The organism is Synechococcus sp. R55.3 (genome assembly GCF_047461975.1).
Classification (GTDB): domain Bacteria; phylum Cyanobacteriota; class Cyanobacteriia; order Thermostichales; family Thermostichaceae; genus Thermostichus.
Genome location: NZ_JANSIG010000045.1, coordinates 1 through 23779, shown reverse-complemented (window position 1 = coordinate 23779; position 23779 = coordinate 1). Strand labels below are relative to the sequence as shown.

Genomic DNA, 23779 nt, shown 5'->3' with positions numbered 1-23779 from the left:
CCTATATGGAGGAGGGCTTTCCTCCCGACACCAAGCCTGCGGCTATGGTGCGGGCCTCCAGCCCGAAAATTTGGTGAAAGCCCCGATCCCGTTCGTGTCAGCAGTGCGGAACATTTTGGCCAGGCCCGCCGTTAGAGGACAAAGTTAACCAGCTTTTTCGGCACCACCACCACTTTTTTGGGTGTTGCCCCCTCCAGGTATTTCTGCGCTGCTTCTGACCGAAGGGCCAACTGTTCCTGCTCCTCCGGCGTTACCTCGGCAGGGGCCTCAAACGAGCCGCGCAATTTGCCGTTCACCTGAATCACAATGGTCACCGTGTCGGCCACCAGCGCTGCCGGGTCATAGCTGGGCCAAGACTGCCGATGCACCGAGTCTGCGCCCCCCAGCGCCTGCCACAGCTCCTCCGCAATATGGGGGGCAAAAGGTGCCATCAGCAACACCAGCGTGCGGATCCCCTCTGCATAGACCGGCGAATCCGGGATCCCGGCCTCCCCCAGAGCATTGCTCAGCTTCATCAGCTCGGCAATGGCAGTGTTGAATTGATAATCGTTTTCCAGATCTTCGCTGACTTCCTTGATGGCGGTGTGGATAGCCCGGCGCAGATCTTTTTCCGCCTTGGTCAGGGATCCCACCTCGACCTTGGCCGGCAACAGCTCTGGGGCCCCGCTCTGCAAGGACTCCGTCCCGCTACCGCGAACGACAAACTCGTACACCTGCCGCCAGACGCGGTTGAGAAAGCGAAATTGCCCCTCCACATCGGCATCGTCCCACTCCAGATCCTTCTCCGGCGGGGCCTTGAAGAGGATAAACATGCGGGCCGTATCCGCCCCGTAGTGGGCCAGCACCTCCTCAGGATCCACGCCGTTGCCCTTGGACTTGGACATGGTAGCGTAGATAACTTGCAGGGGCTCGCCCGTTTCCGGATCCCGCGGATCGTTGGGATCCTGCACCAGAGCTGCCGGGATCCAGCGATCCTTGCCGGACTTGTTGGGGTTGTAGTAAGTGCGCCCTTGCACCATCCCCTGGGTGAGCAGACGCAGGAACGGCTCGTCAAAATCCAGCAGCCCCCGATCCCGCAACACCTTGGTAAAAAAGCGGGAATAGAGCAGGTGCAGGATGGCGTGCTCGATGCCGCCCACGTACTGATCCACCGGCAGCCAGGCGTTCACCCGGTCTTTGCGGAAGATCTCTCGGTCGTTGCGGGCATCGCTGAAGCGCAGGAAGTACCACGACGAGCAGATGAAGGTGTCCATGGTATCGGTTTCCCGGCGAGCCTCCGCGCCACAGGTGGGGCACTTCACCTTCACCCAGTCCTCCAACTGGGCCAACGGGGATCCCCCTCGCCCCGTCAGCTCCACATCCTCCGGCAAGAGCACCGGCAGATCCTTCTCCGGCACCGGCACAATGCCACAGTGGGGACAATGGATCACCGGGATGGGACAACCCCAGTAGCGCTGCCGCGAGATCAGCCAATCCCGCAGGCGGTAGTTGATCTGCTTTTCCCCCAGCCCCTGGGCTTCCAGCCAGGCGATGGCTCTTTCCACGCTTTGCCCTGGGCCTTTGCCCACCGGGATCCCGTCTAGGGGGCCAGAGTTGATCATCACCCCTTCCCCCGTCCAGGCAGCCTGCAGTTCTGAGGACTCCGTCCCGCTGGCGCGATCCGCTGAGGCCGGAGAACCCTCCGGCGGCTGCACCACCCGCTTGATGGGCAGGCCGAACTTGCGGGCAAACTCGAAATCCCGCTGGTCGTGGGCGGGCACGGCCATGATGGCCCCCGTCCCGTAGCCCATCAGCACATAGTCGGCAATCCAGATGGGGATCCGCTCTTGGTTAACGGGGTTGATGGCGTAGGATCCCGTCCAAACCCCCGTTTTTTCCCGGTCTTCGGCGCTGCGCTCGATCTCGCTGCGGGCAGCGGCCTGGGCTTGATAGGCTCTGACGGCCTGCAGTTGCTCGGCAGTGGTGAGCTTGTCCACCAAGGGGTGCTCCGGCGACATCACCATGAAGGTGGCCCCCCAGAGGGTATCGGGCCGGGTGGTGAACACTGCCAGCTCGTCCCCTGCCTCGGTTTTGAAAATCACCTTAGCCCCCACCGATTGGCCGATCCAGTTCTCCTGCATGGTGCGCACCCGCTCCGGCCAGCCGGAGAGCTTTTCCAGATCCGCCAGCAGTTGGTCGGCATAGGCGGTGATTTTGAAAAACCACTGCTTGAGCATGCGCTTTTCCACCAGGGCGCCGGATCTCCAGGAACGCCCCTCCGCATCCACCTGCTCGTTGGCCAACACCGTCTGATCCACCGGATCCCAGTTCACCGCCGCCTCTTTCTGGTAGGCCAAGCCCGCCTGCAAAAATTGCAGGAAGATCCACTGCGTCCACTTGTAGTAGTCCGGCGTACAACTGGTAATCTCCCGCTCCCAGTCGTAGGACAGGCCCAACCGCTGCAACTGATCCCGCATCTGGGCAATGTTTTGGTAGGTCCACTTGGCCGGTGGGATCCCCCGGTCGATGGCGGCATTCTCCGCCGGCAGGCCAAAGGCATCCCAGCCCATCGGGTGCAACACCGCGTATCCCTGCATTCGTTTGTAGCGGGCAATTACATCGGTGATGGTGTAATTGCGCACATGCCCCATGTGCAGGTTGCCGCTGGGATAGGGGAACATGGACAGAGCATAGAATTTGCGGCTCCCGTCCTTCAGCTCTGGGGTGCGATCCAGCCCGATTTCACGCCAGTGGGCTTGCCACTTGCTCTCGATGGCCTGGGGATTGTAGCGCGCGTCCACGGTTCGATGCTCCTGGGAAAAAAGCGCTCACGCTGGGAGATAGAAGCATTTTGACATACTCCCCACGCCAGTGCTCTCAAGCAAGGAACGGGATCCCTATTGGCGCTGACAAACCGACAAGCAGGGATCACAAGCAGAGATCAGTAGGTTTCTTCGTGCCACCTGTCTGCTTTCTTCAGTTCCTTCTGGAACTTGCTCCAATCCTGACCGGCTTGTTCGGCCAAAGGCCCCATGACGTTGTTGATCCCGTCCTCCATCCCCTTGAGGCCGCAGATGTAGGTGTAGGTGTTAGGCTTCTGGAGCATGTCCCACAGCTCGGCACCGTACTCGGCCATGCGGTTTTGCACGTACATTTTCTTGCCATCGGGGGTTTGTTGCTCGCGGCTGATGGCGTAATCGACGCGGAAGCGATCCCCGTACTGGGCTTTCCAGGCCTCCAGATCCCCGTGGTAGAGCAAGGTGGAAGTGGTGGGCACCCCAAAGAACAGCCAGATCTTGCCCTGATAGTTGGGATCCTCCTCAAACAGGTGCTTGATGAAGGCGCGAAAAGGAGCAATGCCGGTGCCGGTGGCGATCAAAATCAGGTTGGCATTCTCATCTTCGGGCAGTAGGAAGGTTTTCCCCGATGGCCCCGTAATCATCACCTCATCGCCCGCCTTCAAATCGGTGAGGAAGCCGGAGCAGACCCCCACCCCCGGCTGGCCTGTCTCTCTATCGACATATTCAGCCCGCTTCACGCTCAAAGAGACAGTGCGCCCCTCGCCATCATCGCCAAAGCGGGTGGAAGCAATCGAGTAGAGGCGGGGCTTGTGGGGCTTGCCCTTGGCATCTTCGCCAGGAGGGATAATGCCAACGCTTTGCCCTTCTAGGTAGCGGTAGTTGGGATCCGGCAAGCTGAGCACAATGTGCTTAGTCAGTCCGGGTGCTCCTTCACCGACAATGGAGTAGGTCTCCACGCAGTGGCCGATCAACGGTGCGTTGGGACGATACAGATTGACGACAACCTCTCGCTTTTCTGCGCTGGCAACCATACCTGCGATCTGCTCCTGGCACTGGGAGGAAATGAGTTTACATATAGCAAAATAGCAAACACCACAGCAGCCCGGCTGCTCAAATGGAACTTGTCAGAGGAGAAGCAGACGACCTTCGCCAGCCCCCCAGGCCGTCCTGAGAGCGGCAACCCCGGAAAAATAATCCCGGCCAAGCTCATCGGCCAAAAATATGGATTTTTTGTTAAATTGTTGCTTGTGGTGCCCACAGCTCTGGCCTGCCAGCGGCTTGTGATGTAACGGCTTTATTTGGTATCATGCAAGACCGTAACAGTTGGTAACTTTCTAGAGCCTTTTTCTCAGTTTTGCCCTGCCCGTCCCCAAGGAGTTCCCATGGCAAGCAGTCCTGATCGTGTTGTGATGATTGGTGTCGCCGGAGATTCTGGCTGTGGCAAGTCCACCTTTTTACGCCGGCTGGGGGATCTATTTGGCCGGGATCTGATTACCACCATCTGTCTGGATGACTATCACTCCTTGGATCGCTACCAGCGCAAAGAGAAGGGCATCACGGCGCTGGATCCCCGCGCCAACAACTTCGACCTGATGTACGAGCAGGCCAAGGCGCTTAAGAACGGCCAAAGTGTGATGAAGCCCATCTACAACCACGAGACGGGGCTGATTGACCCACCGGAGCTGGTGGAGCCCAACCGCATCATCGTCCTAGAGGGGCTGCATCCCATGTATGACGAGCGGGTGCGCGAGCTGCTGGACTTTAAGGTGTACTTGGATCTGGCGCCGGAGATCAAGATTGCTTGGAAGGTGAAGCGGGACATGGCCGAGCGGGGCCACACCTACGAAGATGTGTTGCGCTCAATCGAGGCTCGCCGCCCGGACTTTGAAGCCTATGTCGATGTGCAGAAGCAGTACGCCGATGCCGTCATTGAGGTTTTGCCTACCCAGTTGTTGCCGGAGCTGGATCCAGAGCACAAAGTACTGCGGGTGCGGCTGATCCAGCGGGAAGGGGTGAAGTACTTCGACCATGTTTATCTCTTTGACGAAGGCTCCACCATTGATTGGATCCCCTGCGGCAAAAAGCTGACTTGTTCCTATCCAGGGATCCGCCTCCACTATGGCCCTTCCACCTACTTCGATCACCCAGTCTCGATTCTGGAGATCGACGGCACCTTCGACAAGCTGGAAGAGGTCATCTACATCGAGAACCACCTGAGCAACCTGTCCACCCGCTACTATGGCGAGCTGACGGAACTGTTGCGCAAGCACCCGGAATACCCGGGATCCCGCAATGGCTCTGGTCTGATTCAGATCATCGTGGGCCTGAAGCTGCGCGCCCTCTACGAGCAAATTCGGGCAGAAGCCAAAGAGCTGGCGGTGGCTTCCTAGTGTTTGCCCCGCTTAGGGGATCCCTTCGGTAAAGTGTTGGTGCAGGTCGGCTGACCCAGCATAGGTCGGCAGTAGGGCTTCGGTGTATGCAGGGATTCCAGTTGGAGATCTTTCCGGAGGGCCCCGTCTTAATCCAACGGGCCATCGAGATTTGGCAAGCTCGGTCAGCCGCTGCCATTCGCGAGCGGGGACGCTTTACGGTGGTCTTGGCCGGGGGAAGCACCCCCAAGAAGCTGTATGCTGCCCTGGCCCAAACCCCAGGGATCCCTTGGCAACAAACCTGGCTGTTCTGGGGGGATGAGCGCTATGTTCCCCCGGATCACCCTGAGAGCAACTACCGTATGGTGCGGGAAACCTTGCTGGAGCAGATCGGGATCCCGGCGGCTCAAGTTTTCCCTATGCCCACCCAAGCAGGGGATCCCCTTCGCGATGCTGCCGAATACGAGGCGACCCTGCGGCAGATTTTCGGTACAGAGTGCCCTTCTCTCGACCTGGTATGGCTGGGAGTGGGGGAAGATGGCCACACAGCTTCCTTGTTTGCCGACACCGCCGCTCTGCAGGTGCAGCACCGCTGGGTGACAGTGGGGCAAAAAGGGCAGGAGCCGCGTCTAACCTTGACCTATCCTGTTCTGAACCAAGCAGCCCAGGTGGTGTTCCTGGTAACCGGAGCGAACAAAGCCCCCATCGTGAAAGAGGCGCTGACCACCGAGGCCCACCTACCCTGCCAGCGCGTAAACCCCAGAGGACGGCTGCTGTGGTTGCTGGATGCGGCGGCAGCAGCTCAACTGCCCCTGCCCTGTGTCCCGCTGCTCAGCTAAACAACAGGCGGGCTAACTGCCGATGGGATAGGATCCCCAGGCCCACCGCCCCCAAAATCATCCCAGCCCATTCCAGTGGCCACAGGTTTGATAGCCCCAGCGGCCAACGCACCAGGTTTCATGGGTCGAGAACCGGCGGGGCAGGGATCCCTCAGGGGTTGCCGGGCAAATTCTTCAGTACTGGAATCACCAGCTCTTGGACGGGCAGCGCTACGGGCTGGGCGGAGTCACTGCTCAGGGAGCTGGATGGCGCAGAAGGAGAAGAGCTGGGGATCTCGCCCATGGGCCGCAGTTGCCAGCGGATGATCTGCTCGCCGCGGTAAAAGGTGACCAACAACTGATCCCCTTGCGATTGAATTTGCCAGGTGCCATCACCGCTGGTTACCGAAATATGGCCGCCGGAAAAGGGTGCATCCAAAGCCGGCCCCGATTGGCTCCAGATACGCCCGCCACCCGTTTCCAAGATCAATTGCACCGTCGCCCCCTGCCCCTGGCCGCTCAAAATTTGGCCGGTTCCGCTCCAAACTCGGGTTTCCGTCTGAGCCACGGCGGGTTGCCCAAGCTGCAGAACCATGAGCAACAGCCCTGCCCAGCTCCAGTGATTTCGCAGCCTCCCTCTCCCATCAGGGAAGAAGGAAGAAGAGCGAGAGAAACAAGCCATTGCACTCACGTTGATACCACGCGCCGCGATAGGACTGAAACAGACGAAGAAGAAGGCGAAAAGGTGTCGCAGGAAGCAATCCCTTACACAGTTTTTTTCACAGCTCGCTGAAAGCCTTTGGGATCCCTCTGCGCTCTCTTGGCTCTGGGTTAAGCCTGCTGCTGGAATCCGCCCTCGGCTTGATCCCAATCTAGCAATCTCCATCCCCCCAGACAGGATGTAACCTGAGACTCTGGCTGCGGGGATCCCCAGCAACTGTTTCGTCAATGCGCAGAGTCAAGACCCAGAGTGCCTCCGCCGCAATCGTAAGCCTCACTACTTGAGAGAAAGGAAACGCTCCAGAGCTGCCACCATTGCCGGTGGCCAACGGCGGACGGTTTTCACCCATTCCAGGTCGGCGTAGCGGGGATCCAGTCCTTGCACAGCCACCCAGTGACTTTCAGCCTCTCCTTGCCGACCCTGCACCCAAAGGATGGCGCTGAGAGCAGCCCGCATATCTGGAAACTTCGGGTACTTGCGCACCAGAGCCCGCATCAAGCGCAGAGCAGCTTCTGTTTCGCCCACCTGGTAGAGGCTCAAAGCATAGTTGGCCTGAGCGAAGGCGTAGTCGGGAGCCAGTTCTGTAGCGCGGCGGTAGTCAGCCAAGGCCTGTTGCCATTGGCCCAGCCCTGCTTCCGCATTGCCACGGTTGTTGTAGGCCGCCGCATCGTTGGGATCCAACTGCAACACTCGTTCGTAGTCTGCAATCGCCTCCTGCCACCGCCCCAACCCCTCCAAAGCAGCCCCTCGGTTGAGATAGGGATCCGGTGCCTCAGGGGCCAAACGAATGGCCTCAGCATAATCCTCCAGAGCTGCCTGCAGTTGGTGCAAGCTGACACGGGCGTTGCCCCGGTTGCTCCACAGGGCCGGGTTGTCCGGCTGGATCTGCAACAGTTGAGTCCACAGGGTTTCCGCCCGGGCAAAATCTCCCCTCTGAGTAGCCGCAAAGGCCTCCTCAAACAGTCGATCGATCTCGTGATCTACCCTGTTGCTCGCTGCCGTTGCCACCACACCCGATCCAGGCCAGATAGGGATCCCCAACCAAAGCAGCAGCCCCAGCAACAGAGCCGAGAGGACATTGGAGACAGACTTCATGGCCGCCAAAACCACCTCAGATGGGGTGTTTCCACCTTAAGCCATCGCCACAGAAGGGGGTCTGATGGTTAGCGCGCCCTGGAGGACTCGAACCCCCGACATCCGGTTTTGGAGACCGACGTTCTACCAACTGAACTAAGGACGCATTGGCCAAAGGTTACACCCGCTTACCCAGTGTAGCAGGTACACCTAATTTTCAGAGGAGCTGTTCCTCAACTATCCGCACTCTCTGTCTTGGCCTTGATGCGAGTGGCTTTGCCCACCCGATCCCGCAAATAGAACAGCTTGGCCCGACGCACTTTACCCCGCCGCAGCACCTGAATCGACTCGATGCGCGGGGAGTGAATGAGGAAAACCCGCTCCACGCCGATTCCCTGGAAAACCTTGCGCACCGTGATGGTGCGGTTAATGCCGGAGTGGCGCATGGCAATGACCGTGCCCTCAAAGGCTTGTACCCGCTCCTTGCCCCCCTCTTGAATGCGAACTCCCACCCGTACCTGATCGCCAACCCGAATCTCCGGCAGATCCGGCTTCATCTGGGCAGCTTCAATGGAGCGGATGATCTCCTCAGCGTTGATGCGAACGTTCATGGCCTTCCCGCGCTACCGGCAGTTAACCATGGTAACAATCGTCGCTGTTTTTTGTACAGAGCTGGCCGACATAGAGCTCAAGAGGCGGGAAACCGTGTTTACGCTTCCCCCATTTTTCCAATAGGCTAGACAAAGATAAAGCTTTTGTTACAAACGGGAAACTTTTGTGATCCTGCACACCGATGAGCCCAAGACGGGATCCCTGTCTACTCCCAAGCTTGCAGAGCAGCCTCTGCCGCAAAGCAAACCCCGCCGCCAGAGATTTCCCTTCGGCTGGATGCTCTTGGGCTTGCTGTTGGCCGGCCTAGGGGGCAGCGGTCTCCTGATCCAGCGTCAGCTGCAGCAGCAGAGGGCAGAACGGCTGGAAAGATTGACGGTACCGGTTCAAGTGGTGGATCTGACCCAACGCCTGCGGGTGAGCGGCCAGGTGCAGCCGATCCGCCAGGTGAATGTCAGCCCCCGCGAGTCGGGTCGCTTGGCGGAGCTGTTGGTGGATCAGGGAGATGAAGTGGTGGCAGGGCAGTTATTGGCCCGGATGGACTACGGCGATCTCGCCAGTGGCATTCGCCAAGCCCAAGCCCGCATTCAAGAGCTGCAAGCCCGTCTAGCGGAGCAACAGGCCGGAGAGCGCCCCCAGGTGATCGCGGCGGCCCAGGCCAGGGTGGATGCTGCCCGGTCGCAGGTGGACTTGGCTCAGAGGGAGTTAGAGCGCATCCAGGCCCTGGTGCAGGCGGGGGTGGTAGCCCGCAGCGAGCTGGATCAACGCTCGGCCCGCCTGGAACAAGCGCAAGCGGATTTGCGAGCTGCTCAACAGGAGTTGGAGCGATTGCAACTGGGGAGCCGCCCGGAAACCCTACAGCAAATTCAAGCCCAAATTGCCCAGGCACAAGCCGAGCTGGCCCAACGGCAATCCCGGTTGGCTGACACCGAAGTCCGCGCCCCCTTTTCCGGTGTGGTGGTGCAGCGCTTTGCCGAGGTGGGATCCTTTGTAGCTCCCACAACAGCAGCTTCCGATGCCACCGCAGCTTCTTCCAGTTCCATTTTGGCGCTGGCTCAGGGAATTGAGGTGCGGGCAGAAGTGCCAGAAGCCCAGATTGCCCAGGTGCGGGTGGGTCAGCCGGTGGAGATCCGCTCCCTGGCCTACCCCGACCGCCTGGTGCAGGGGCGGGTGAAGCGGATTGCACCCGCTACGGTGGTGGTGCGAGAGGTAACCGTCTTTCGGGTCTTCGTTGAACCGGAGCCTGGGGCCGACTTTTTGCGCACCGGCATGACTGTTTCGGTGGATTTCATTGGGGATCCCCAGCCTCAGGCTCTGACGGTGCCCTCAGTGGCTATCCTCCGGGAGGAAAGCCAGGAAGGCGTGCTCCTGCTGGATCCCCAAAGCCGGCAACCTGTCTATCGCCGCGTGGAAACGGGCATCACTCAGGGTGGAGTTACCCAAATCCTCTCTGGTCTGCAGGCAGGGGATCGGGTCTTTACTGCCCTGCCTCCTGGGGTGAACCTAGAGACTTTGATTAAAAGAGCGGAGCAACAGCCATGAGCCTGGCAACGGCGGCCAAAATGGCCTGGCAAATGGTGCGACGACATCGCCTGCGCACCGGGCTGAGCATGCTCGGGATCCTCATCGGCAATGCGGCGGTGGTGGCCATTGCCGGATTTGGCTATGCTGCCCAAGAGATGGCAGTGGATCAATTTCGCTCTCTGGGCACCAACTTGCTGATCGTCTTTTCGGCCAACTTGGGCCTAGCTGATGCCGGCAACATCCGCCCCCTCACCTTGGAGGATGTACGGGCTATTGCGGCGGAAGTGCCTGCCGTGTCATCAGCTGTCCCCAGCCTGGGCACCAATGTGCGCGCTGTGCGAGGTGGAGTGGATCGCCGCTACGAGGCCACCGGCACTTGGCCGGAGTACTTGTCGGTCTTGAACTTAGAGATCGAGGCAGGCCGCTTCCTCTTGCCCTCGGATATCGAGGAACAGCGCCCGGTGGTGGTGCTGGGCAGCGATGCCGCCAGCCAGTTGTTCGGCCTGGACCCTGCCGCTGCCATTGGGGAGACCGTCCTGCTGAACAACTTGCCCTTCGAGGTGATCGGCACTTTGCGCTCGAAGCCGACGGTGTTTGGCAACAGCGATGCCGGAGTGTTTCTGCCGGTGGACGTGGTGGCCAATCGGTTGGTCGGGCGGCGTTCCCCCTACGGCACAGAGCTGACGGCGATTTTCGTCTCGGCCCGCTCTGAAGCCGATCTGCCTGCTGCCGAGTTCCAAATCCGCAACCTGCTGCGCCAGCGGCACCAATTGGTGGGAGAAGATGACTTCATCATCCGCAACCAGAAAGTGCTCCTGGATGGGTCGGCCAGGATTTTGAGCCTGTTGCGGGTGCTGCTGACGGGCACGGCGGCCCTCTCCCTGCTGGTGGGAGGGGTGGGGATCATGAATGTGATGCTTATCTCGGTTGCGGAACGCACCCATGAGATCGGGCTGCGCAAGGCGATTGGGGCGGATAGCCGGCAGATTTTGCAGCAGTTTGCCGCCGAAGCGATTTTCATTGCCGTGACCGGGGGGGTGCTCGGGATCCTCCTCAGCAGTGGCCTGCTGGTGGCGGTGCAGGTGTTCACCCCCTTGGCCACCCAAGTCGATGGGGTGGCAGTGGGAGTGGCGTTCTCCCTTTCCACTGGGATTGGGCTGGTCTTCGGCATTTTCCCGGCCCGCAAAGCGGCGCAACTGGATCCCATTGAGGCCCTGCGGGCTTAGAGATCGTATCCAAACAGGCGGGGATCCGCCGGCTGCCCATCGAGATCCGCCAGGCCATATTCTGCCCAGCGGCGATCCACCAAGCGGGCCACCTCCGGATCTGGAGCAAGGGGCTCCCGCCAGGGAGCATCGGTTTCTGGGGGAATTTTGGTGGTGGCATCAATGCCCATCTTGCCCCCCAGACCCCGTTTTTCGGTGGCAAAGTCCAAGGTGTCAAAGGGGTTGTCCGCCAGAATAAACACATCCCGCTGCGGATCCACCCGCGAGCACAGGCACCAGAGCACCTGCCGTGGATCCCGCACATTGATATCCTTGTCCACCACGATCACAAACTTGGTGTAGCTAAATTGGGGCAGGGCGCTCCAAAAAGCCAAAGCCGCCCGCCGCGCCTGGCCAGGGTAGGCCTTGTCGATGGAGAGGATGGCTGCTTTGTAGCCCAGCGCCTCCATCGGCAAAAAGAAATCTACAATCTCCGGCACCTGCTGCCTGAGGATGGGGGTGTAGATGCGGTTCAGGGCCAGCGCCATCATGTCGTTTTCTTTGGGGGGCTTGCCGCTGAAGGTGGTGAGATAGATGGGATCCCGGCGGTGGGTCAAGCAGTGGAAGCGAATCAGAGGAGCCTGCTCGTTGCGGGGGCCGTAGTAGCCGATGTGATCCCCGGCAGGCCCGTCGGGGGCCACTTCCCCAGGGGTGATGCTGCCTTCCAGAACGATCTCAGCATGAGCCGGCACCTGCAGATCCACCGTTTTGCACTGGGCCAGGTGCAACCCTTCTCCGGCATAGAGACCGGCAAACAGCCACTCCGACAGATCCACCGGCAGGGGTGTGGCCGCCGCCAGAATCACCACCGGATCCACCCCCACCGCCACTGCCACCTCCAGCTTTTGGCCCAGGGCTGCCGCCTTGCGCAGATGCCGAGTCGCCCCCCGCACCGACAGCCATTGCACCGTCATGGTGGTGCGGCTTTGCAACTGCAGGCGGTACACCCCCACGTTGGGGATCCCGTTTTCCGGGTCTTTGGTTACCATCAGGCCCAAGGTCAGCACCCGTCCGGCATCGCCGGGATAGACCCGCAACAGGGGCAACTGGGTGAGATCGACTTCCTCTCCCCGCAGCACCACCTGCTGACAGGGAGGAAGCAGATCCCGGCTGGGTTTAGCTTTGAGTACGCTAAACAGAGCTTGTCCCAACTCCACCGCCTGGGCAAAGCTCCGCGGTGGCCGCGGCTGGTAAAGCAGGGCCAGCTTTTTCCCCAGTTCCTCCAGATCCTGAGGCTGCTCCATTCCCAAAGCCCAGCAAATGCGCTCCACCGTGCCCAGGGTGTTGATGAGCAGCGGCATTGAGGATCCCTTCACCCGCTCAAACAGCAGCGCCGGCCCCCCGCAGGCCAAGAGGCGATCGGCAATCTCGGCAATTTCCAGATCCGGATCCACTTCTGCCGAAATGCGGCGGAGCTGACCACGGGATTCCAGCAGAGCAATAAAACGGCGTAGATCTCTGGGCATGAAAGGGAACCTAAGGGCTTACTTGTCGCGATTGAGGGCTAACCCGCTCATGAAGGGCTTCTGCAGCGCAATAAACACCAGCAGCGGCGGGATACTGGCGATGATCGCTCCCAGCATCATGGGGCCATAGGAGGCCGAGCTATCCAGATTAAGCAGAGATTGCAGCCCCACCTGCACCACTTGTCGCTCTCGGCCTTGCACGATCAAGCGGGGCCACAGGTACATATTCCAAGCGTAAACGAAGTGAATCACCGCCTGCGCCCCGATGGCGTTCCAGCTCAAGGGGATCAGCACCTGGGTGAGAAATTGCAGCGGGTTGGCCCCGTCCAGTTGGGCCGCCTCCGCCAGCTCGCGGGGAATGTTGGAAAAATGCTGGCGAAACAAAAACGTGGCCGTGGCGCTGGCCAGAAAGGGCACGATTAAAGCGTAGTAGGTGGATCCCCAGCCCAAGTTGGTGACCAATCGCAGCAGGGCAATAATCAAGATTTCGGTGGGCATCATCAGCGTGATCAGCACAAAGCCGAAGGCCAGCCCTTTGCCCGGAAAGCGGAAGTACACAAAGGCCAGCCCGGCCAGCAGCGACAAAACCGTCTTGCCCACCGTGATTGCCACCGCCACGATGGTGCTGTTGACCATGTAGTGGCCCAAGTGCCGCGCCACCATCACCTGATGCCAGTTGAAGGCAAAAGAGGAGCCAAAGGTCAATTGATAGCGGAACACCTCGGCATTGTTCTGGGTGCTCACGATCAGGGCATACAACACCGGAAATCCCAGAACCAAGCAGGCCAGTACCAGGCCCAAATGCACATACCAGCGCTCCGGGATCCAGCGCCGCCAACGCCAGGGAGAAGGCTCTACCCAAGTTGAATTGGGCTGGGCCACTTGAGAGCGGGGATCCTGCAACAATTGAGCCATAGCACCTCCAGACGGCGAACACCGATGAGCAGATGGGCTTTTGAGTCGATCTTTGGCTTCTCTTGAGAGGATAATCCGCCAGAGTTAAGGGCAACCTAAGGAAGACCGGTCGCGTTAGCGGTGCAAGCACCTCTGCCCAGACTTGCGAGTGCTTTCACCGGCGATGGGGAAACGGGTAGAGTAGAACAGCAGTATCTGGATAACCCAAGAGAGGATCCCATGACTCGAGGCTTTGGCCCCTTCGGCAAAATCCAAGAAGCGCTCAAGAAAGCCCAAGAGGTGCGCGATGGCGCCCAAAGGCTGCAAAAAGAGCTGGAAGAGATGGAGATCGTTGGCGAAGCCGGCAATGGGCTGGTGAAAGTGACGGTAAACGGCAACCAAGAACCTCTCAAAGTCTCTCTGGATCCCCAAGTGCTCCAGGAGTCGGTGGATGTGGTAGAAGACTTGCTCCTGACAGCAATGGTGAACGCCTACACCCAATCTGCCGAGACGATGCGCAAACGCATGGAAGAGCTGACCGGAAACATCAGTCTGCCGGGGTTGGGACTGGGTTGAGCCCCGCCTCCTTAACTCTCTATGTACACTCGCCCCTTGGCTCGCCTCATCGAAGAGCTGCAACGGCTGCCCGGCATTGGCTCCAAAACCGCTCAGCGCCTAGCTCTCCACTTGATCAACCGGCCTGCCGGCGAGATCGAGGCCCTGGCCAAAGCCCTGCTGGAAGCCAAGCAGACGGTTCGGCACTGTTCCATCTGCTTCAACTGGTCAGCGGAGGATCCCTGTGAGATTTGCCGTTCGCCACAGCGGGATCCCTTGCTGTGGTGCGTGGTGGCCGACGTCAAAGACTTGATTGCGATGGAGCGCACCCGCGAGTTCAAGGGGCTCTACCACGTTTTGGGCGGCCTCATCTCCCCCATGAACGGGATCGGGGCCGACCAACTGCACATCCGCGAGCTGGTGGCTCGGGTGGCACGGGAAAAACCGCAGGAGCTGATCTTTGCCATCAGCCCCAGCGTAGAGGGGGAAGTAACCATGCACGTGGTCAAGGATTACCTGAAGCCGGTTGCCCCCACCTTGCGCATGACCCGCCTGGCCTTCGGCCTGCCCATGGGATCCGAGCTGGAATACGCCGACGAGGTCACCCTGGCCCGTGCCCTGGAAGCCCGGCAGGAGTTGTGAGCCGCCCAGCCCATCAATCGCAGCCGGTTACCCCCTCCGCGCAGTAGGTGCTCCACCAGGGGTTGAAGTTGGCAGGATCCTCCGGCAGAGTGCTGATGTTCAGAAGTTCCTGGAAGCTGCTGTTGCGGCCTCCGTAGCGCAGGTGCATGTGCACCGGATCCCCGTGGGGCGCCCGCAGAATCACATAGGTGAAGGTCTCGCAACTGGCGTCTGCTCCAGGCTGCAACTGAAACAAATCCCAGATGGAACTTAAGGAGCGCTCAGGGTAGTAGAAGGGATCCGGCGCAGCCCCCCGATAGGCGTAGCGACAATTTTCCGCCAGGGGCTTTTTCCCTTCCAGGTCGGCGTAGAAGGAGAAGAACTCCATCTTCTCAAACTTCACCCGCTTTGGATTGCGCGGATCGTTGGCCGATTGTTCCAGGGACGTATCCAGGGTAAAGACGCCATCAATTCCCAGGTAGGGCACTTTATAGGCGTTGGGGGACACAATCTGCAACTCCAAGGCTGCCGCAGCCGCTCCAAAACCCAGGAGACTCAAGCTGCCGATCAGCCAGGTTAGGGCCGTTGAAGAACCAATTTGGCGAGAGAGCATAAAACTTTGTTGTGCCTGTGTTGTGCAGTAAACTGCAGAGCAGTTTAGGGGAAGCTTTGAGCTCGTACCATCCCACTGGGGGGCATCTGGCGAGAAATTCGCCGACTGCAGGTGCAGCTCTGAGGAACGGGATCCCATCTGGATCCCAACAAGGCAGTAAAATTGAGGTCAGGCTCACCGTAGAGGTGCCAGGTTTGCTGCCAGAGCCTGATATCTGGAAACTGATTTTGAAAGCGAGGAAAACCCCGTGGAGCTAGCTGAGATTGAGGAGTTGATGAACAAAGCTGTGCAAGCCACACAGCGCTCCTTTAATACGGTGCGCACCGGGCGGGCCAATTCCAGCCTGCTGGATCGGATTCAGGTGGAGTACTACGGCGTGCCCACTCCCCTGAAGGCCCTGGCCAGCCTCACCACGCCAGACTCCAGCACTCTCTTGATCCAGCCCTTTGATCCCTCGACCCTGGCGGCCATTGAGCGGGCCATTGTTGCCTCTGACCTAGGTCTAACCCCCAGCAACGACGGCAAGGTGGTGCGGCTCACCATTCCCCCCCTGACAGAAGAGCGGCGCAAAGAGCTGAGCAAACAGGTGGCCAAGCTGGCCGAAGAGGGGCGAGTCTCAATCCGCAACATCCGGCGGGATGGCATCGACTCGGTGCGCAAGCGGGAGAAAAACGGCGAGCTGTCTGAAGATGAGTCCAAAAGCTTGCAGGATGACATCCAGAAGCTGACCGACCGCTATATCAAAAAGATCGATGAGCTGCTGGCAGAAAAAGAAAAGGAGCTGACGACGCTGTAAAAGCTCCTTGTGGACATAACTCCCCACGCTACTGGCCTGCTTCTGCATAGCCGTAGGACGGGGTTAAAGACCCCATTTTTTGATCAAAACTCGACACTCATCCCGAAACTTCAAGGTTTCCACTTGCCCCTCGAAGTCGGGCAGCCGTTCGTTTCTCCTCGTCCAATTCCAACAAGAGGGATCCCGGCTTAGGCCAGGATGGAAGGGGGGAAAACGACAACTCTTGCCGCAATGGATCTGATCCTGTGCCATCAATCGGCGGATTTCGACACCCTGGGGGCGGCGGTGGGAGCGGCCCGCCTGTATCCGGGTGCCCGCATCGCCTTGACTGGTGGATCCCTGCCGGGGGTGCAGGAGTTTTTGGCCTTGTACCGAGATGAATTTCCCCTCATCGAGCTGCGCTCTGTGGATCCGGGACAGGTGCAGCGCTGGATTGTGGTGGATTGTCACGATCCGGATCGCCTGGGCAAAGCTGCCGCTTGGTTGAGTGTCCCTGGCGCCCAGATTGAGATTTTTGACCATCACATCCGGGATCCGGAAACCCCACCGGATGGCTTTTGGCCGCAGCAGCAGGTCAACGGTCATATCGAGGCCGTGGGGGCCACCTGTACCTTGCTGGTGGAGCGGCTGCAGGCTGCTGGGATCCCTCTCAGCCCTTTTGAGCGGCTGGCGCTGGCTTTGGGCATTCACATGGATACGGGATCCCTGACCTTCCCGGAGACCACCGCCCGGGATGCCGCCGCCCTGAGCTGGCTGTTGCAGCAGGGGGTAAACCTGGTCTTGTTGCGGCGCTTTTTGGGGGATGGCCTCACCCCAGAGATGCGCGAGCTGCTCAGCCAGGGGTTGGCCCAGATGCAGGTGCAGCAGGTGGGGGAGTATCGCCTGGGAGAATGGCTGCTGGAGCTGCCGGAGTTTGTGCCCGGCTTGGCCGGCCTGGTGATGCGGCTGATGGATCTGACGGGAGTGGATGTGCTGCTCTTGGTGGCGCGGCAGGGGGAGCGGCTCAGCCTGATCGGGCGGGCGCGGCAGGAGTTTGCCCAGTTGGGCAAAGTGATGGCCCTCTACGGCGGCGGTGGACACGACTGTGCCGCAGCAGCCACGCTAAAAGCCGCCCCAGAGCAGCCTTTGCCCGATCCGGCCCAAGTCATGGCAACCCTCAGGCAGGCTGTCCAAGAGCGGATCCCGCCCCCGGTGACGGCCAGAGATTTGATGTCGGCTCCGGTGCGCACCATCCGACCGGAGATCACCATCGACGAGGCCCAGCGGGTGCTGCTGCGCTACGGCCATTCCGGCCTGGTGGTGGTGGACGCTCAAGGCCGCTTGGTGGGGGTGATCTCGCGGCGGGATATCGATATCGCCCTGCACCACGGGTTTGGCCATGCCCCTGTCAAGGGCTACATGACCACCGATGTGAAAACCCTCTCCCCCGACACCCCTCTGGCGGAGATCCAAAGGCTGATGGTGCAGTGGGACATTGGCCGCCTGCCGGTGCTTCAGGACGGCCAGTTGGTGGGCATTGTTACCCGCACCGACGTGTTGCGGCACCTGCACGAGTTGCCGGCCTTCTCACCGCAGTTGGCTCTGCCCACCCTTTCCTGCCCCCTGGATCTCACCTTCGCGGCTCTCTCGGAACGGCATCGACAGTTGCTGGAGCAGGCCGCCCGCATCGCCGATGAAAAGGGCCTGAGGTTGTATCTGGTAGGGGGAACGGTGCGGGATCTGCTCCTGCACCGGTGGGGACGGCAGCCCTCACCCAACCTGGAGCGGCTGGATCTGGACTTGGTGGTGGATGGGCCCTACTCTTCAGCCCCGGATGGGATCGATCCCCCGGGCTGGGGCTTGATTTTGGGACAAGCGCTCAAACAACGCTTCCCGGAAGCGCGGCTGGAGATCCACGGCAAATTCCAAACGGCGGCCTTGATCTGGCCAGGAGGCTTTTGTGTGGATATCGCCAGCGCCCGCACGGAGTTTTATCCCTACCCGGCCTCTCCCCCCGAAGTGGCCATGGGATCCATTCAGCAAGACCTCTATCGGCGGGATTTTTCCATCAACGCCTTGGCCTTGCGCCTCAACGGCCCCCAGCGAGGACAGGTGCTGGATTTTTTCGGCGGACAAGCGGATCTGCAACAGGGGATCATCCGGGCATTACACCCCAACAGCTTCATCGAGGATCCCACCCGCATTTATCGAGCGGTGCGCTTTGCGGTGCGCCTGGGCTTCGCCCTGGACTCGACCACAGAAAAATGGATCCGCGCTGCTGTGGCCAGTGGTCTGCACGATGCCGTCGGCGGGGATCGCCTCAAGCAGGAGCTGGCCTACATTCTCGGATCCCGCGATTGGCCCCAAGCCTTTGAGCGGCTGGCAGAATGGGGAGCTTTGCGCTGTATTCACCCCGACCTGGAGTGGGATCCCTCCCTGTGTCAGCGGTTGCAACGGGTGGGCCGCTGGGCCTATCACTTTCGCCGCCGCTATCCTGAGCTGGGATCCCAGGAGATCTGGCAACTGCGCCTAGAGGCTCTCCTCCTCACGCTGCCCCAAGCCCCCCAGGTGGCCAGCCAACTCCACCTTACCCAAGCAGGCATCGAACGCCTCAGCCATTCCTCCTATTACCAAACCCTGTTGGCCCAATTGGACCCCGGCACCCTCTCTCCGGCCCAGGTGGTGCAACTGCTGCAGGGGCTGCGGATCCCAGCAGTGATTTTGGTGGCCGGGATCGCCCCCAAGCCGGCCCGGCGGCTGATCTGGCGCTATTTGCAGGAGTGGTACTGGGTGAAGCCGCTGCTCAACGGCCACGATCTGCGTCGTCTGGGTTATAAGCCAGGTCGCCCCTTCCAAGCCATTTTGGAGCAACTGCGTTGCCTCACCCTGAACGGCGAACTCACCACCCCGGCAGAAGCCGAAGCTTGGCTGCAAGAACACTTCCCCCTGCCGCAAGCTCAATACCGAGGAAGAAAGTAGAAGGGCAAATCAGTCGAAATAGAAGAGAGTGACCAACTTGTGTTGTTCCTCAGCATGCTTGCAGGCATCCAGCAGCGTGACGCTGTCGTGGAAAACAAAGCAGATCAACTGCTGGCACTTGCCGATGATCTCCAGGTTGCACAGGCGGCTGGCCTCCGCCAGGGGAAGATGGTCGTTTTCGGGATGTTCCACCAGATGCAGCACCTGCTCCAGGCTAGCCCGCGACTCTGCCGGCTGTCGCTCCAAACTCTGGGGCAAGATCACCGTCAAGGACTTCATGTCCGCCCGCATCGCCCCCCGAATGACGGCCAAGTTGGTGCCAATAGCCCCGGATGTGAGGATCTGATTGCCCGTGAGGGCCAAAGCATAGCTGAGGGTCTCGATCAAATACTGGTGGGTAATGGGCACATGACGACTGCCCAGGATGGCCACTCGCTTCGGCCCAACTTGCTGAATGGCGGCCAACTCCTGCAAAAACGTATCAACGCTGGTGGGGACATCAATAGACTGGGTCAACGGGATCCCTCGGCAGATTCTCTAGATCTTGGCTAGGCTATGCTATCTCAAATTTTCGCTTTGGGATCCGGCCAAGTTGAAGCTCTACGGCTTCAGCCCCAAACTTTTGGTGGAGTGCTCAGGCTGTCTGCAGCAAGCTGGGCTTGGCTTTGCGCAGAAGATCCCGCCTGGATGTGGATGGTGTAGCTCATACTGCTGTGAACGCCCTTGCCCAGCCAATGGCCGTAAATGGGAGCGGCATCTCTGGGGTAAGCGCTGGCCGCCAAAGCCACATGACCATCGGCCACGGCCAACCCCTGGGTGGGATCAAAGCCCCGCCAACCGGCCCCCGGCAAGTACACCTCCGCCCAAGCGTGCAGATGACGGCGCACAGGCTCTGGGGGTTCTCCACCCCTGCTCTCCCCTGAAGGCCGTGAGGGGCTGACTTGGTAGCCACTGACAAAGCGAGCGGCCAAGCCCACGCTGCGGCAGACCTCCATGAACAACAGGGCCAGATCGCGGCAGGCTCCGGTTTTGCGATGCCAAGTCAAGCCAGCAGGCCAGGGATCCCCCTTTTCCCGCAAGATGTGGCGGCATTCTGAATAGATGCGCTGGTTCAGCGTCGGCAGAAAAGCCGTCGTTTCCCCCTGCACGTGATCCCATAGCTCCCAGGCCAAGGCCTGGATGCCGGGATCCGCCTGAGCTGTCAGATAAGGCTGTAGTTGAGCTGCCAGCGTGCTGGGATAGTCGATGGGGAGATGGGTGGCCCAATCGCAGAGGAGATAGTCGAAGGGATTCTCCCGCAGGGTGAGCACCGTGGCCCGAGTTTGAATGCGCAAATGCTCGGTGGGATCCTCAAACCAAAGCCGAACTGCCGCGTTGCCCTCCAGCTCCACCAGCGCCGATTGGCCCACCGGCTGCGGATCCACCTGCAACTCAAAAGCCAGGAGAGTCTGGATCCCGTCGCAGCGCGGTCGCAATCGCACCGTATGGGGCTCCAGTTGGACTGGACGACTGTAGCGATATTCGATGAGATGGCGGATCTGAATTTGCACAGGTTGGCCAAATGACGGGCAAGGAGTTTTATCACAGGCAAAGGAGCACCGAGATCAGGCAACCCAAACTGCTCCCAGATCAAAGCCAAGAAGCGGTTGCATCGTCTGCCCGAGATCTCTAGACTTCAGGGATCCCGAGTTTGAGATCTCCGAGAGCTTTGCCCTGCCTTCCCAATCATCGAAACCTCCAGCTTAGAGCGGATGTACTCCCCAGCCTGTACAGGAGCATAGCGAGGGGGATTTGCTGCATTCTGGCATGTGGGCAGGCATTCGATCCAAGCATCGTCCCGAGGAGCTGTAAAGTAAACCAAAGACAGGCGGCGACTGGAACCGAAAGCCGATCGGGGTGGATTGACCACGCGGTGCAACGTGGAGCGCCAACGGTCATTGGTCCAACGGGATAGCAGATCGCCAACGTTGATGACAAAGGCGTTGGGAACAGCCTGCACATCAATCCACTCTCCTGCTTTGGAGTACACCTGCAGCCCTCCCAGCGCCCCATCCTGTCGCAGAATCGTGAAGCCACCGTAGTCGGAGTGAGCCCCATAGCGTAGCTGTCCCGGGATGGGCTCCACCTCCTGTTCAGGATAATGCACAGCCCGCAGCACTCCCCCTTTCCCCTCCATAAAAGGCAGAAAATAGGTTTCCGGCAGATCCAAAGCCAACGCGCCCATGCGCATCAAGGTTTGGGTGAGCTGAAGCAGAGCCGCATCATAAGCCAGAAGAGCAGCCCGCAGTCCTGCTGGATGGGTGGGCCAAAGGTTGCCCGAATCCGGATCCACCCCTGCTTGGGGCCGTTGTGGATCTTCCCGAAACAGGTCATTGAACACCAGCGCCTCACAGAGATCGTAGGGAACCTCTGCCCCACGGGTAGCGGCTACACTTTCGATGCCAATCGGCAGGTATCCCTGGTTTTTGACGCGATCCGGAGTCACCACCTCCATTTTTTGTTCCAGCGGCAGGTCGAAGAAAGCCCTCGCTCTCTCGTAGGCTGTTTGTATGATGGCCTCCGGGATCCCATGCCCTGTGATCACCACAAACCCCACCTCCTCCAAGGCTGCCCCAAAAGCCTTTGCAACCCCTAGCGGATCCGTGCCCTCCCGAAAGGGGGTCAAATCCAGACAAGGGATCCCAGCTTGCTCAAAGGAAGAAACTGGAGACATAGCCGACGTAGAGACAGGTGCTCAGAACAGCTCCTACCCTACAAAGAGAACTTGCCCCAAGACTGTGTGGGCGGATACCCCCTCAAAGCCAGCGCCAGCTCAACCCCATATCCAAACTAGAGATATTCTTGCTTGGCCTGTTGCCAGAGGACTTCCAGCTCCTGGAGACTGCGCCCTTTCAGAAGGGAGCTTTTGCCACCGCCGGGCAGGGATCCCGCTGGTTCCTGAGCCAGCTCTTCCATGCGCAAAAAACGGCGAGCAAAGCGCAGGTTGGTTTGGGCCAGAGCTTGGGCAGCATCCAAACCATACCAACGGCCCAAGTTGACCAGGGCAAAAAGCAGATCCCCCAGTTCGGCTTCCTGCCGAGTTGGATCGGGGGGATCCCTCTCCAATTCTCGACGCAGCTCGGCTTCTTCCTCGCGGATCTTGGCCCAGATCCCCTCCACCGTTGGCCACTCAAACCCTGCCCCCACCACTTTGCAGGAAATTTTCAGGGCAGCCATTAGGGGAGGCAAACTTTGGGCATAGTGCAGCAGTTTTTGGCCAAGGCTTTGATCCGGTCGCTCCCTTTGCTTGATCTGTTCCCAAGAGCGGTGCAACTCCGGAAGATCTGCCATCACAGCATCCCCAAACACATGGGGGTGACGGCGGATGAGCTTATCGGCAATTCGCGCAGCCACAGCTTCCAGATCAAAGTGGTTCTGCTCGGCAAAGATCTGAGACTGCAACACCACCTGCAACAACAAATCCCCCAGCTCTTCGGCAATCGCCGCCGGATCCCCGGCTCGAATGGCAGCTACCGTCTCATACGCTTCTTCGAGAATGTAGGGGGTCAGAGACTCCGGAGTTTGGGCCCGATCCCAGGGACATCCATCGGGGGCACGCAACCGAGCAACAATAGCCGCCAAACGACTCATGTGTGAGCTAGAGGCGGAACGCTCCAGATAAAGGTGGGCAAAATGGCCCGTCGCTTGAGGATCCCAGCTTTGGAGCGTCAATGGGCCGGCCACCACCTCCAAGTCTTCTGTTAGCAACGTAACAGACTGGACAGGAGAACAGATCTGTTGCAAAACACTGCGCAGCTTCGCCAGATCCTGGCCCCCACAGCTTTTCAGCAGCAGGGATCCCTGCTCAGCAGCGAACCACCGAGCCAGAGCCTGTTGCCAGTTGGGCTGAAGACTATCCAGCGTTTGCAGCATGATCAAAAGGGTAGGCGCGGCCCAAATCCAAAAGGCGGCTGAGCTGCTCCAGATCGATGAAACTCAACTCCAAAAGGATCATCAGCAACGGCCCTTGCTGGCGATGCTGCAGCTTCTTGGCCAGGCTCAGTTGAGAACGGTCGATAATGCCCGTTTCCAATAGATATTCCTCAAGGGCTGGGGGGGGAATGGGATCTAGCATGGTCGTTTCGCAGCGCTGAAGTAAGGACGAGTATGAAAACTGAGAAGATAGCAAACCAATGTAACTATTCTTAACACTTCTACAGAATTTCGGCAAAGATCTGGCTGGTGCGTAGGCCGAAGGCGAGCTTGCTAAGCCCTGCGCCCACAGCTCCAGGACAAGAGAACCCCTAAATTGCCTCGGCAAATGAGGTTTCCGTATCCAAGGACACAAAAAATGGGTACCAAGAGTTCATGGTATGGTAGCAAATTGGCGATCAGTTGGCAGCACCCCGAAAGGCCGACTGCTTTTTCTTTGTGGGAAAAACCAACTCACCTTGCAAGATGTTACCTTTTTATCTCGTTGAATCCTCGTGCTTGATAAAAATCTTACAACAATTCTTCGGGGATCCAATCTGTTCGGCTCCTCTGGGATCTGCCCTAATGCTGTCATCCTGCTCGGGTTCGGTTTTGGGCATACATCGTCCTACGTTCAGCTAAGCTAGAGACACTTGCCACATGGACTCCCGTTATGTCTGAAGCCCAGGGTTTACTGCCGGTGGGGGCAACGGTTCAAGTGGTGGAGATGCCTCCTTACCTAAAAACGGCTGACCCAATGCCGAT

The 23779-nt window shown here is 59.5% G+C and carries 22 protein-coding genes and 1 tRNA gene; 9 read left to right on the top strand and 14 right to left on the bottom strand.

All coding sequences use genetic code 11. From position 1 onward, the window contains the following. Nucleotides 1–131: 131 nt before the first annotated feature. Entirely contained in the window at nt 132–2780 is a 2649-nt protein-coding gene (gene leuS / locus NW849_RS08575) for a leucine--tRNA ligase (RefSeq protein WP_414357240.1), read from the bottom strand. A 140-nt stretch (nt 2781–2920) separates the two neighbouring features. Beyond that, on the bottom strand, nt 2921–3811 hold the full coding sequence (locus NW849_RS08570) for a ferredoxin--NADP(+) reductase (RefSeq protein ID WP_414357239.1): 891 nt from the start codon (nt 3809–3811) through the stop codon (nt 2921–2923). 351 nt (nt 3812–4162) lie between these two features. Here NW849_RS08570 and NW849_RS08565 point away from each other — a divergent pair, with 351 nt between their 5' ends. Both NW849_RS08565 and pgl read left to right on the top strand, forming a co-directional pair. Next, nucleotides 4163–5170, top strand: a complete 1008-nt coding sequence (locus NW849_RS08565) for a phosphoribulokinase (protein WP_414357237.1) — start codon at nt 4163–4165, stop codon at nt 5168–5170. Between the two features lie 86 nt (nt 5171–5256). Continuing rightward, on the top strand, nt 5257–5988 hold the full coding sequence (pgl, locus tag NW849_RS08560) for a 6-phosphogluconolactonase (RefSeq protein WP_414357236.1): 732 nt from the start codon (nt 5257–5259) through the stop codon (nt 5986–5988). A gap of 151 nt (nt 5989–6139) precedes the next feature. Here pgl and NW849_RS08555 read toward each other — a convergent pair whose 3' ends face one another. The 4 genes from NW849_RS08555 to rplS form a co-directional block, all read right to left on the bottom strand. Beyond that, entirely contained in the window at nt 6140–6562 is a 423-nt protein-coding gene (locus NW849_RS08555) for a hypothetical protein (RefSeq protein WP_414344534.1), read from the bottom strand. A 402-nt stretch (nt 6563–6964) separates the two neighbouring features. Further along, nucleotides 6965–7783, bottom strand: a complete 819-nt coding sequence (locus NW849_RS08550; RefSeq protein WP_414357234.1) for a tetratricopeptide repeat protein — start codon at nt 7781–7783, stop codon at nt 6965–6967. 72 nt (nt 7784–7855) lie between these two features. After that, nucleotides 7856–7928: transfer RNA gene (locus NW849_RS08545), tRNA-Trp, on the bottom strand. A 67-nt stretch (nt 7929–7995) separates the two neighbouring features. Then, nucleotides 7996–8373, bottom strand: coding sequence for a 50S ribosomal protein L19 (gene rplS / locus NW849_RS08540; RefSeq protein ID WP_414357233.1), 378 nt, complete (start codon nt 8371–8373; stop codon nt 7996–7998). A 166-nt stretch (nt 8374–8539) separates the two neighbouring features. Between rplS and NW849_RS08535 the strand changes: the two genes are divergently transcribed. Together NW849_RS08535 and NW849_RS08530 are read left to right on the top strand one after the other, a co-directional pair. Further along, nucleotides 8540–9913, top strand: coding sequence for an efflux RND transporter periplasmic adaptor subunit (locus tag NW849_RS08535; protein WP_414357232.1), 1374 nt, complete (start codon nt 8540–8542; stop codon nt 9911–9913). Next, entirely contained in the window at nt 9910–11121 is a 1212-nt protein-coding gene (locus NW849_RS08530; protein ID WP_414357231.1) for an ABC transporter permease, read from the top strand. The genes NW849_RS08535 and NW849_RS08530 overlap by 4 nt, the downstream gene beginning before the upstream one ends. Here the strand turns inward: NW849_RS08530 and NW849_RS08525 are convergent. Next, complete coding sequence (locus NW849_RS08525; protein WP_414357230.1) at nt 11118–12626, bottom strand: UbiD family decarboxylase; 1509 nt, start codon at nt 12624–12626, stop codon at nt 11118–11120. The genes NW849_RS08530 and NW849_RS08525 overlap by 4 nt on opposite strands. Nucleotides 12627–12644: 18 nt before the next feature. Further along, complete coding sequence (locus NW849_RS08520; protein WP_148202782.1) at nt 12645–13541, bottom strand: carbohydrate ABC transporter permease; 897 nt, start codon at nt 13539–13541, stop codon at nt 12645–12647. Between the two features lie 219 nt (nt 13542–13760). Between NW849_RS08520 and NW849_RS08515 the strand changes: the two genes are divergently transcribed. Next, a complete protein-coding gene (locus tag NW849_RS08515; protein WP_011434432.1) occupies nt 13761–14096 on the top strand; it encodes a YbaB/EbfC family nucleoid-associated protein in 336 nt (111 codons plus the stop codon). Nucleotides 14097–14117: 21 nt separating this feature from the next. Then, on the top strand, nt 14118–14717 hold the full coding sequence (gene recR, locus NW849_RS08510; RefSeq protein ID WP_414357229.1) for a recombination mediator RecR: 600 nt from the start codon (nt 14118–14120) through the stop codon (nt 14715–14717). Between the two features lie 13 nt (nt 14718–14730). On the opposite strand, the gene NW849_RS08505 is transcribed toward recR, so the two are convergent. Further along, nucleotides 14731–15309 carry a hypothetical protein gene (locus tag NW849_RS08505; protein WP_414357227.1) on the bottom strand — a complete coding sequence of 193 codons (579 nt, stop codon included), beginning with the start codon at nt 15307–15309 and terminating at the stop codon, nt 14731–14733. Between the two features lie 247 nt (nt 15310–15556). Here NW849_RS08505 and frr point away from each other — a divergent pair, with 247 nt between their 5' ends. Both frr and NW849_RS08495 read left to right on the top strand, forming a co-directional pair. Further along, a complete protein-coding gene (gene frr, locus NW849_RS08500) occupies nt 15557–16105 on the top strand; it encodes a ribosome recycling factor (RefSeq protein WP_011434435.1) in 549 nt (182 codons plus the stop codon). A 231-nt stretch (nt 16106–16336) separates the two neighbouring features. Continuing rightward, entirely contained in the window at nt 16337–19063 is a 2727-nt protein-coding gene (locus tag NW849_RS08495; RefSeq protein WP_414357224.1) for a CBS domain-containing protein, read from the top strand. A 9-nt stretch (nt 19064–19072) separates the two neighbouring features. Here NW849_RS08495 and NW849_RS08490 read toward each other — a convergent pair whose 3' ends face one another. The 5 genes from NW849_RS08490 to NW849_RS08470 form a co-directional block, all read right to left on the bottom strand. Further along, nucleotides 19073–19579 (bottom strand): hypothetical protein, encoded by a 507-nt coding sequence (locus tag NW849_RS08490; protein WP_011429595.1) that lies wholly within the window; start codon nt 19577–19579, stop codon nt 19073–19075. A 92-nt stretch (nt 19580–19671) separates the two neighbouring features. After that, on the bottom strand, nt 19672–20613 hold the full coding sequence (locus tag NW849_RS08485; RefSeq protein WP_414357222.1) for a transglutaminase family protein: 942 nt from the start codon (nt 20611–20613) through the stop codon (nt 19672–19674). Nucleotides 20614–20738: 125 nt separating this feature from the next. Continuing rightward, entirely contained in the window at nt 20739–21776 is a 1038-nt protein-coding gene (locus tag NW849_RS08480; protein WP_414357221.1) for an isopenicillin N synthase family dioxygenase, read from the bottom strand. A gap of 116 nt (nt 21777–21892) precedes the next feature. Next, nucleotides 21893–22975, bottom strand: coding sequence for a nucleoside triphosphate pyrophosphohydrolase (gene mazG, locus NW849_RS08475; protein WP_414357219.1), 1083 nt, complete (start codon nt 22973–22975; stop codon nt 21893–21895). Then, entirely contained in the window at nt 22956–23177 is a 222-nt protein-coding gene (locus NW849_RS08470; RefSeq protein ID WP_041436895.1) for a DUF2949 domain-containing protein, read from the bottom strand. The genes mazG and NW849_RS08470 overlap by 20 nt, the downstream gene beginning before the upstream one ends. Nucleotides 23178–23687: 510 nt before the next feature. Between NW849_RS08470 and NW849_RS08465 the strand changes: the two genes are divergently transcribed. After that, the coding region (locus NW849_RS08465) for an NAD(P)H dehydrogenase assembly family protein (protein WP_414357241.1) at nt 23688–23779 on the top strand (92 nt) is incomplete at its 3' end.

Bases quoted from the DNA above. Each gene is read 5' to 3' on its own strand.
- NW849_RS08570 (WP_414357239.1), bottom strand. From the start codon at position 3,811: ATGGTTGCCAGCGCAGAAAAGCGAGAGGTTGTCGTCAATCTGTATCGT.
- NW849_RS08565 (WP_414357237.1), top strand. From the start codon at position 4,163: ATGGCAAGCAGTCCTGATCGTGTTGTGATGATTGGTGTCGCCGGAGAT.
- pgl (WP_414357236.1), top strand. From the start codon at position 5,257: ATGCAGGGATTCCAGTTGGAGATCTTTCCGGAGGGCCCCGTCTTAATC.
- NW849_RS08555 (WP_414344534.1), bottom strand. From the start codon at position 6,562: ATGGTTCTGCAGCTTGGGCAACCCGCCGTGGCTCAGACGGAAACCCGA.
- NW849_RS08550 (WP_414357234.1), bottom strand. From the start codon at position 7,783: ATGAAGTCTGTCTCCAATGTCCTCTCGGCTCTGTTGCTGGGGCTGCTG.
- rplS (WP_414357233.1), bottom strand. From the start codon at position 8,373: ATGAACGTTCGCATCAACGCTGAGGAGATCATCCGCTCCATTGAAGCT.
- NW849_RS08530 (WP_414357231.1), top strand. From the start codon at position 9,910: ATGAGCCTGGCAACGGCGGCCAAAATGGCCTGGCAAATGGTGCGACGA.
- NW849_RS08525 (WP_414357230.1), bottom strand. From the start codon at position 12,626: ATGCCCAGAGATCTACGCCGTTTTATTGCTCTGCTGGAATCCCGTGGT.
- NW849_RS08520 (WP_148202782.1), bottom strand. From the start codon at position 13,541: ATGGCTCAATTGTTGCAGGATCCCCGCTCTCAAGTGGCCCAGCCCAAT.
- NW849_RS08515 (WP_011434432.1), top strand. From the start codon at position 13,761: ATGACTCGAGGCTTTGGCCCCTTCGGCAAAATCCAAGAAGCGCTCAAG.
- recR (WP_414357229.1), top strand. From the start codon at position 14,118: ATGTACACTCGCCCCTTGGCTCGCCTCATCGAAGAGCTGCAACGGCTG.
- NW849_RS08505 (WP_414357227.1), bottom strand. From the start codon at position 15,309: ATGCTCTCTCGCCAAATTGGTTCTTCAACGGCCCTAACCTGGCTGATC.
- NW849_RS08495 (WP_414357224.1), top strand. From the start codon at position 16,337: ATGGATCTGATCCTGTGCCATCAATCGGCGGATTTCGACACCCTGGGG.
- NW849_RS08480 (WP_414357221.1), bottom strand. From the start codon at position 21,776: ATGTCTCCAGTTTCTTCCTTTGAGCAAGCTGGGATCCCTTGTCTGGAT.
- mazG (WP_414357219.1), bottom strand. From the start codon at position 22,975: ATGCTGCAAACGCTGGATAGTCTTCAGCCCAACTGGCAACAGGCTCTG.
- NW849_RS08470 (WP_041436895.1), bottom strand. From the start codon at position 23,177: ATGCTAGATCCCATTCCCCCCCCAGCCCTTGAGGAATATCTATTGGAA.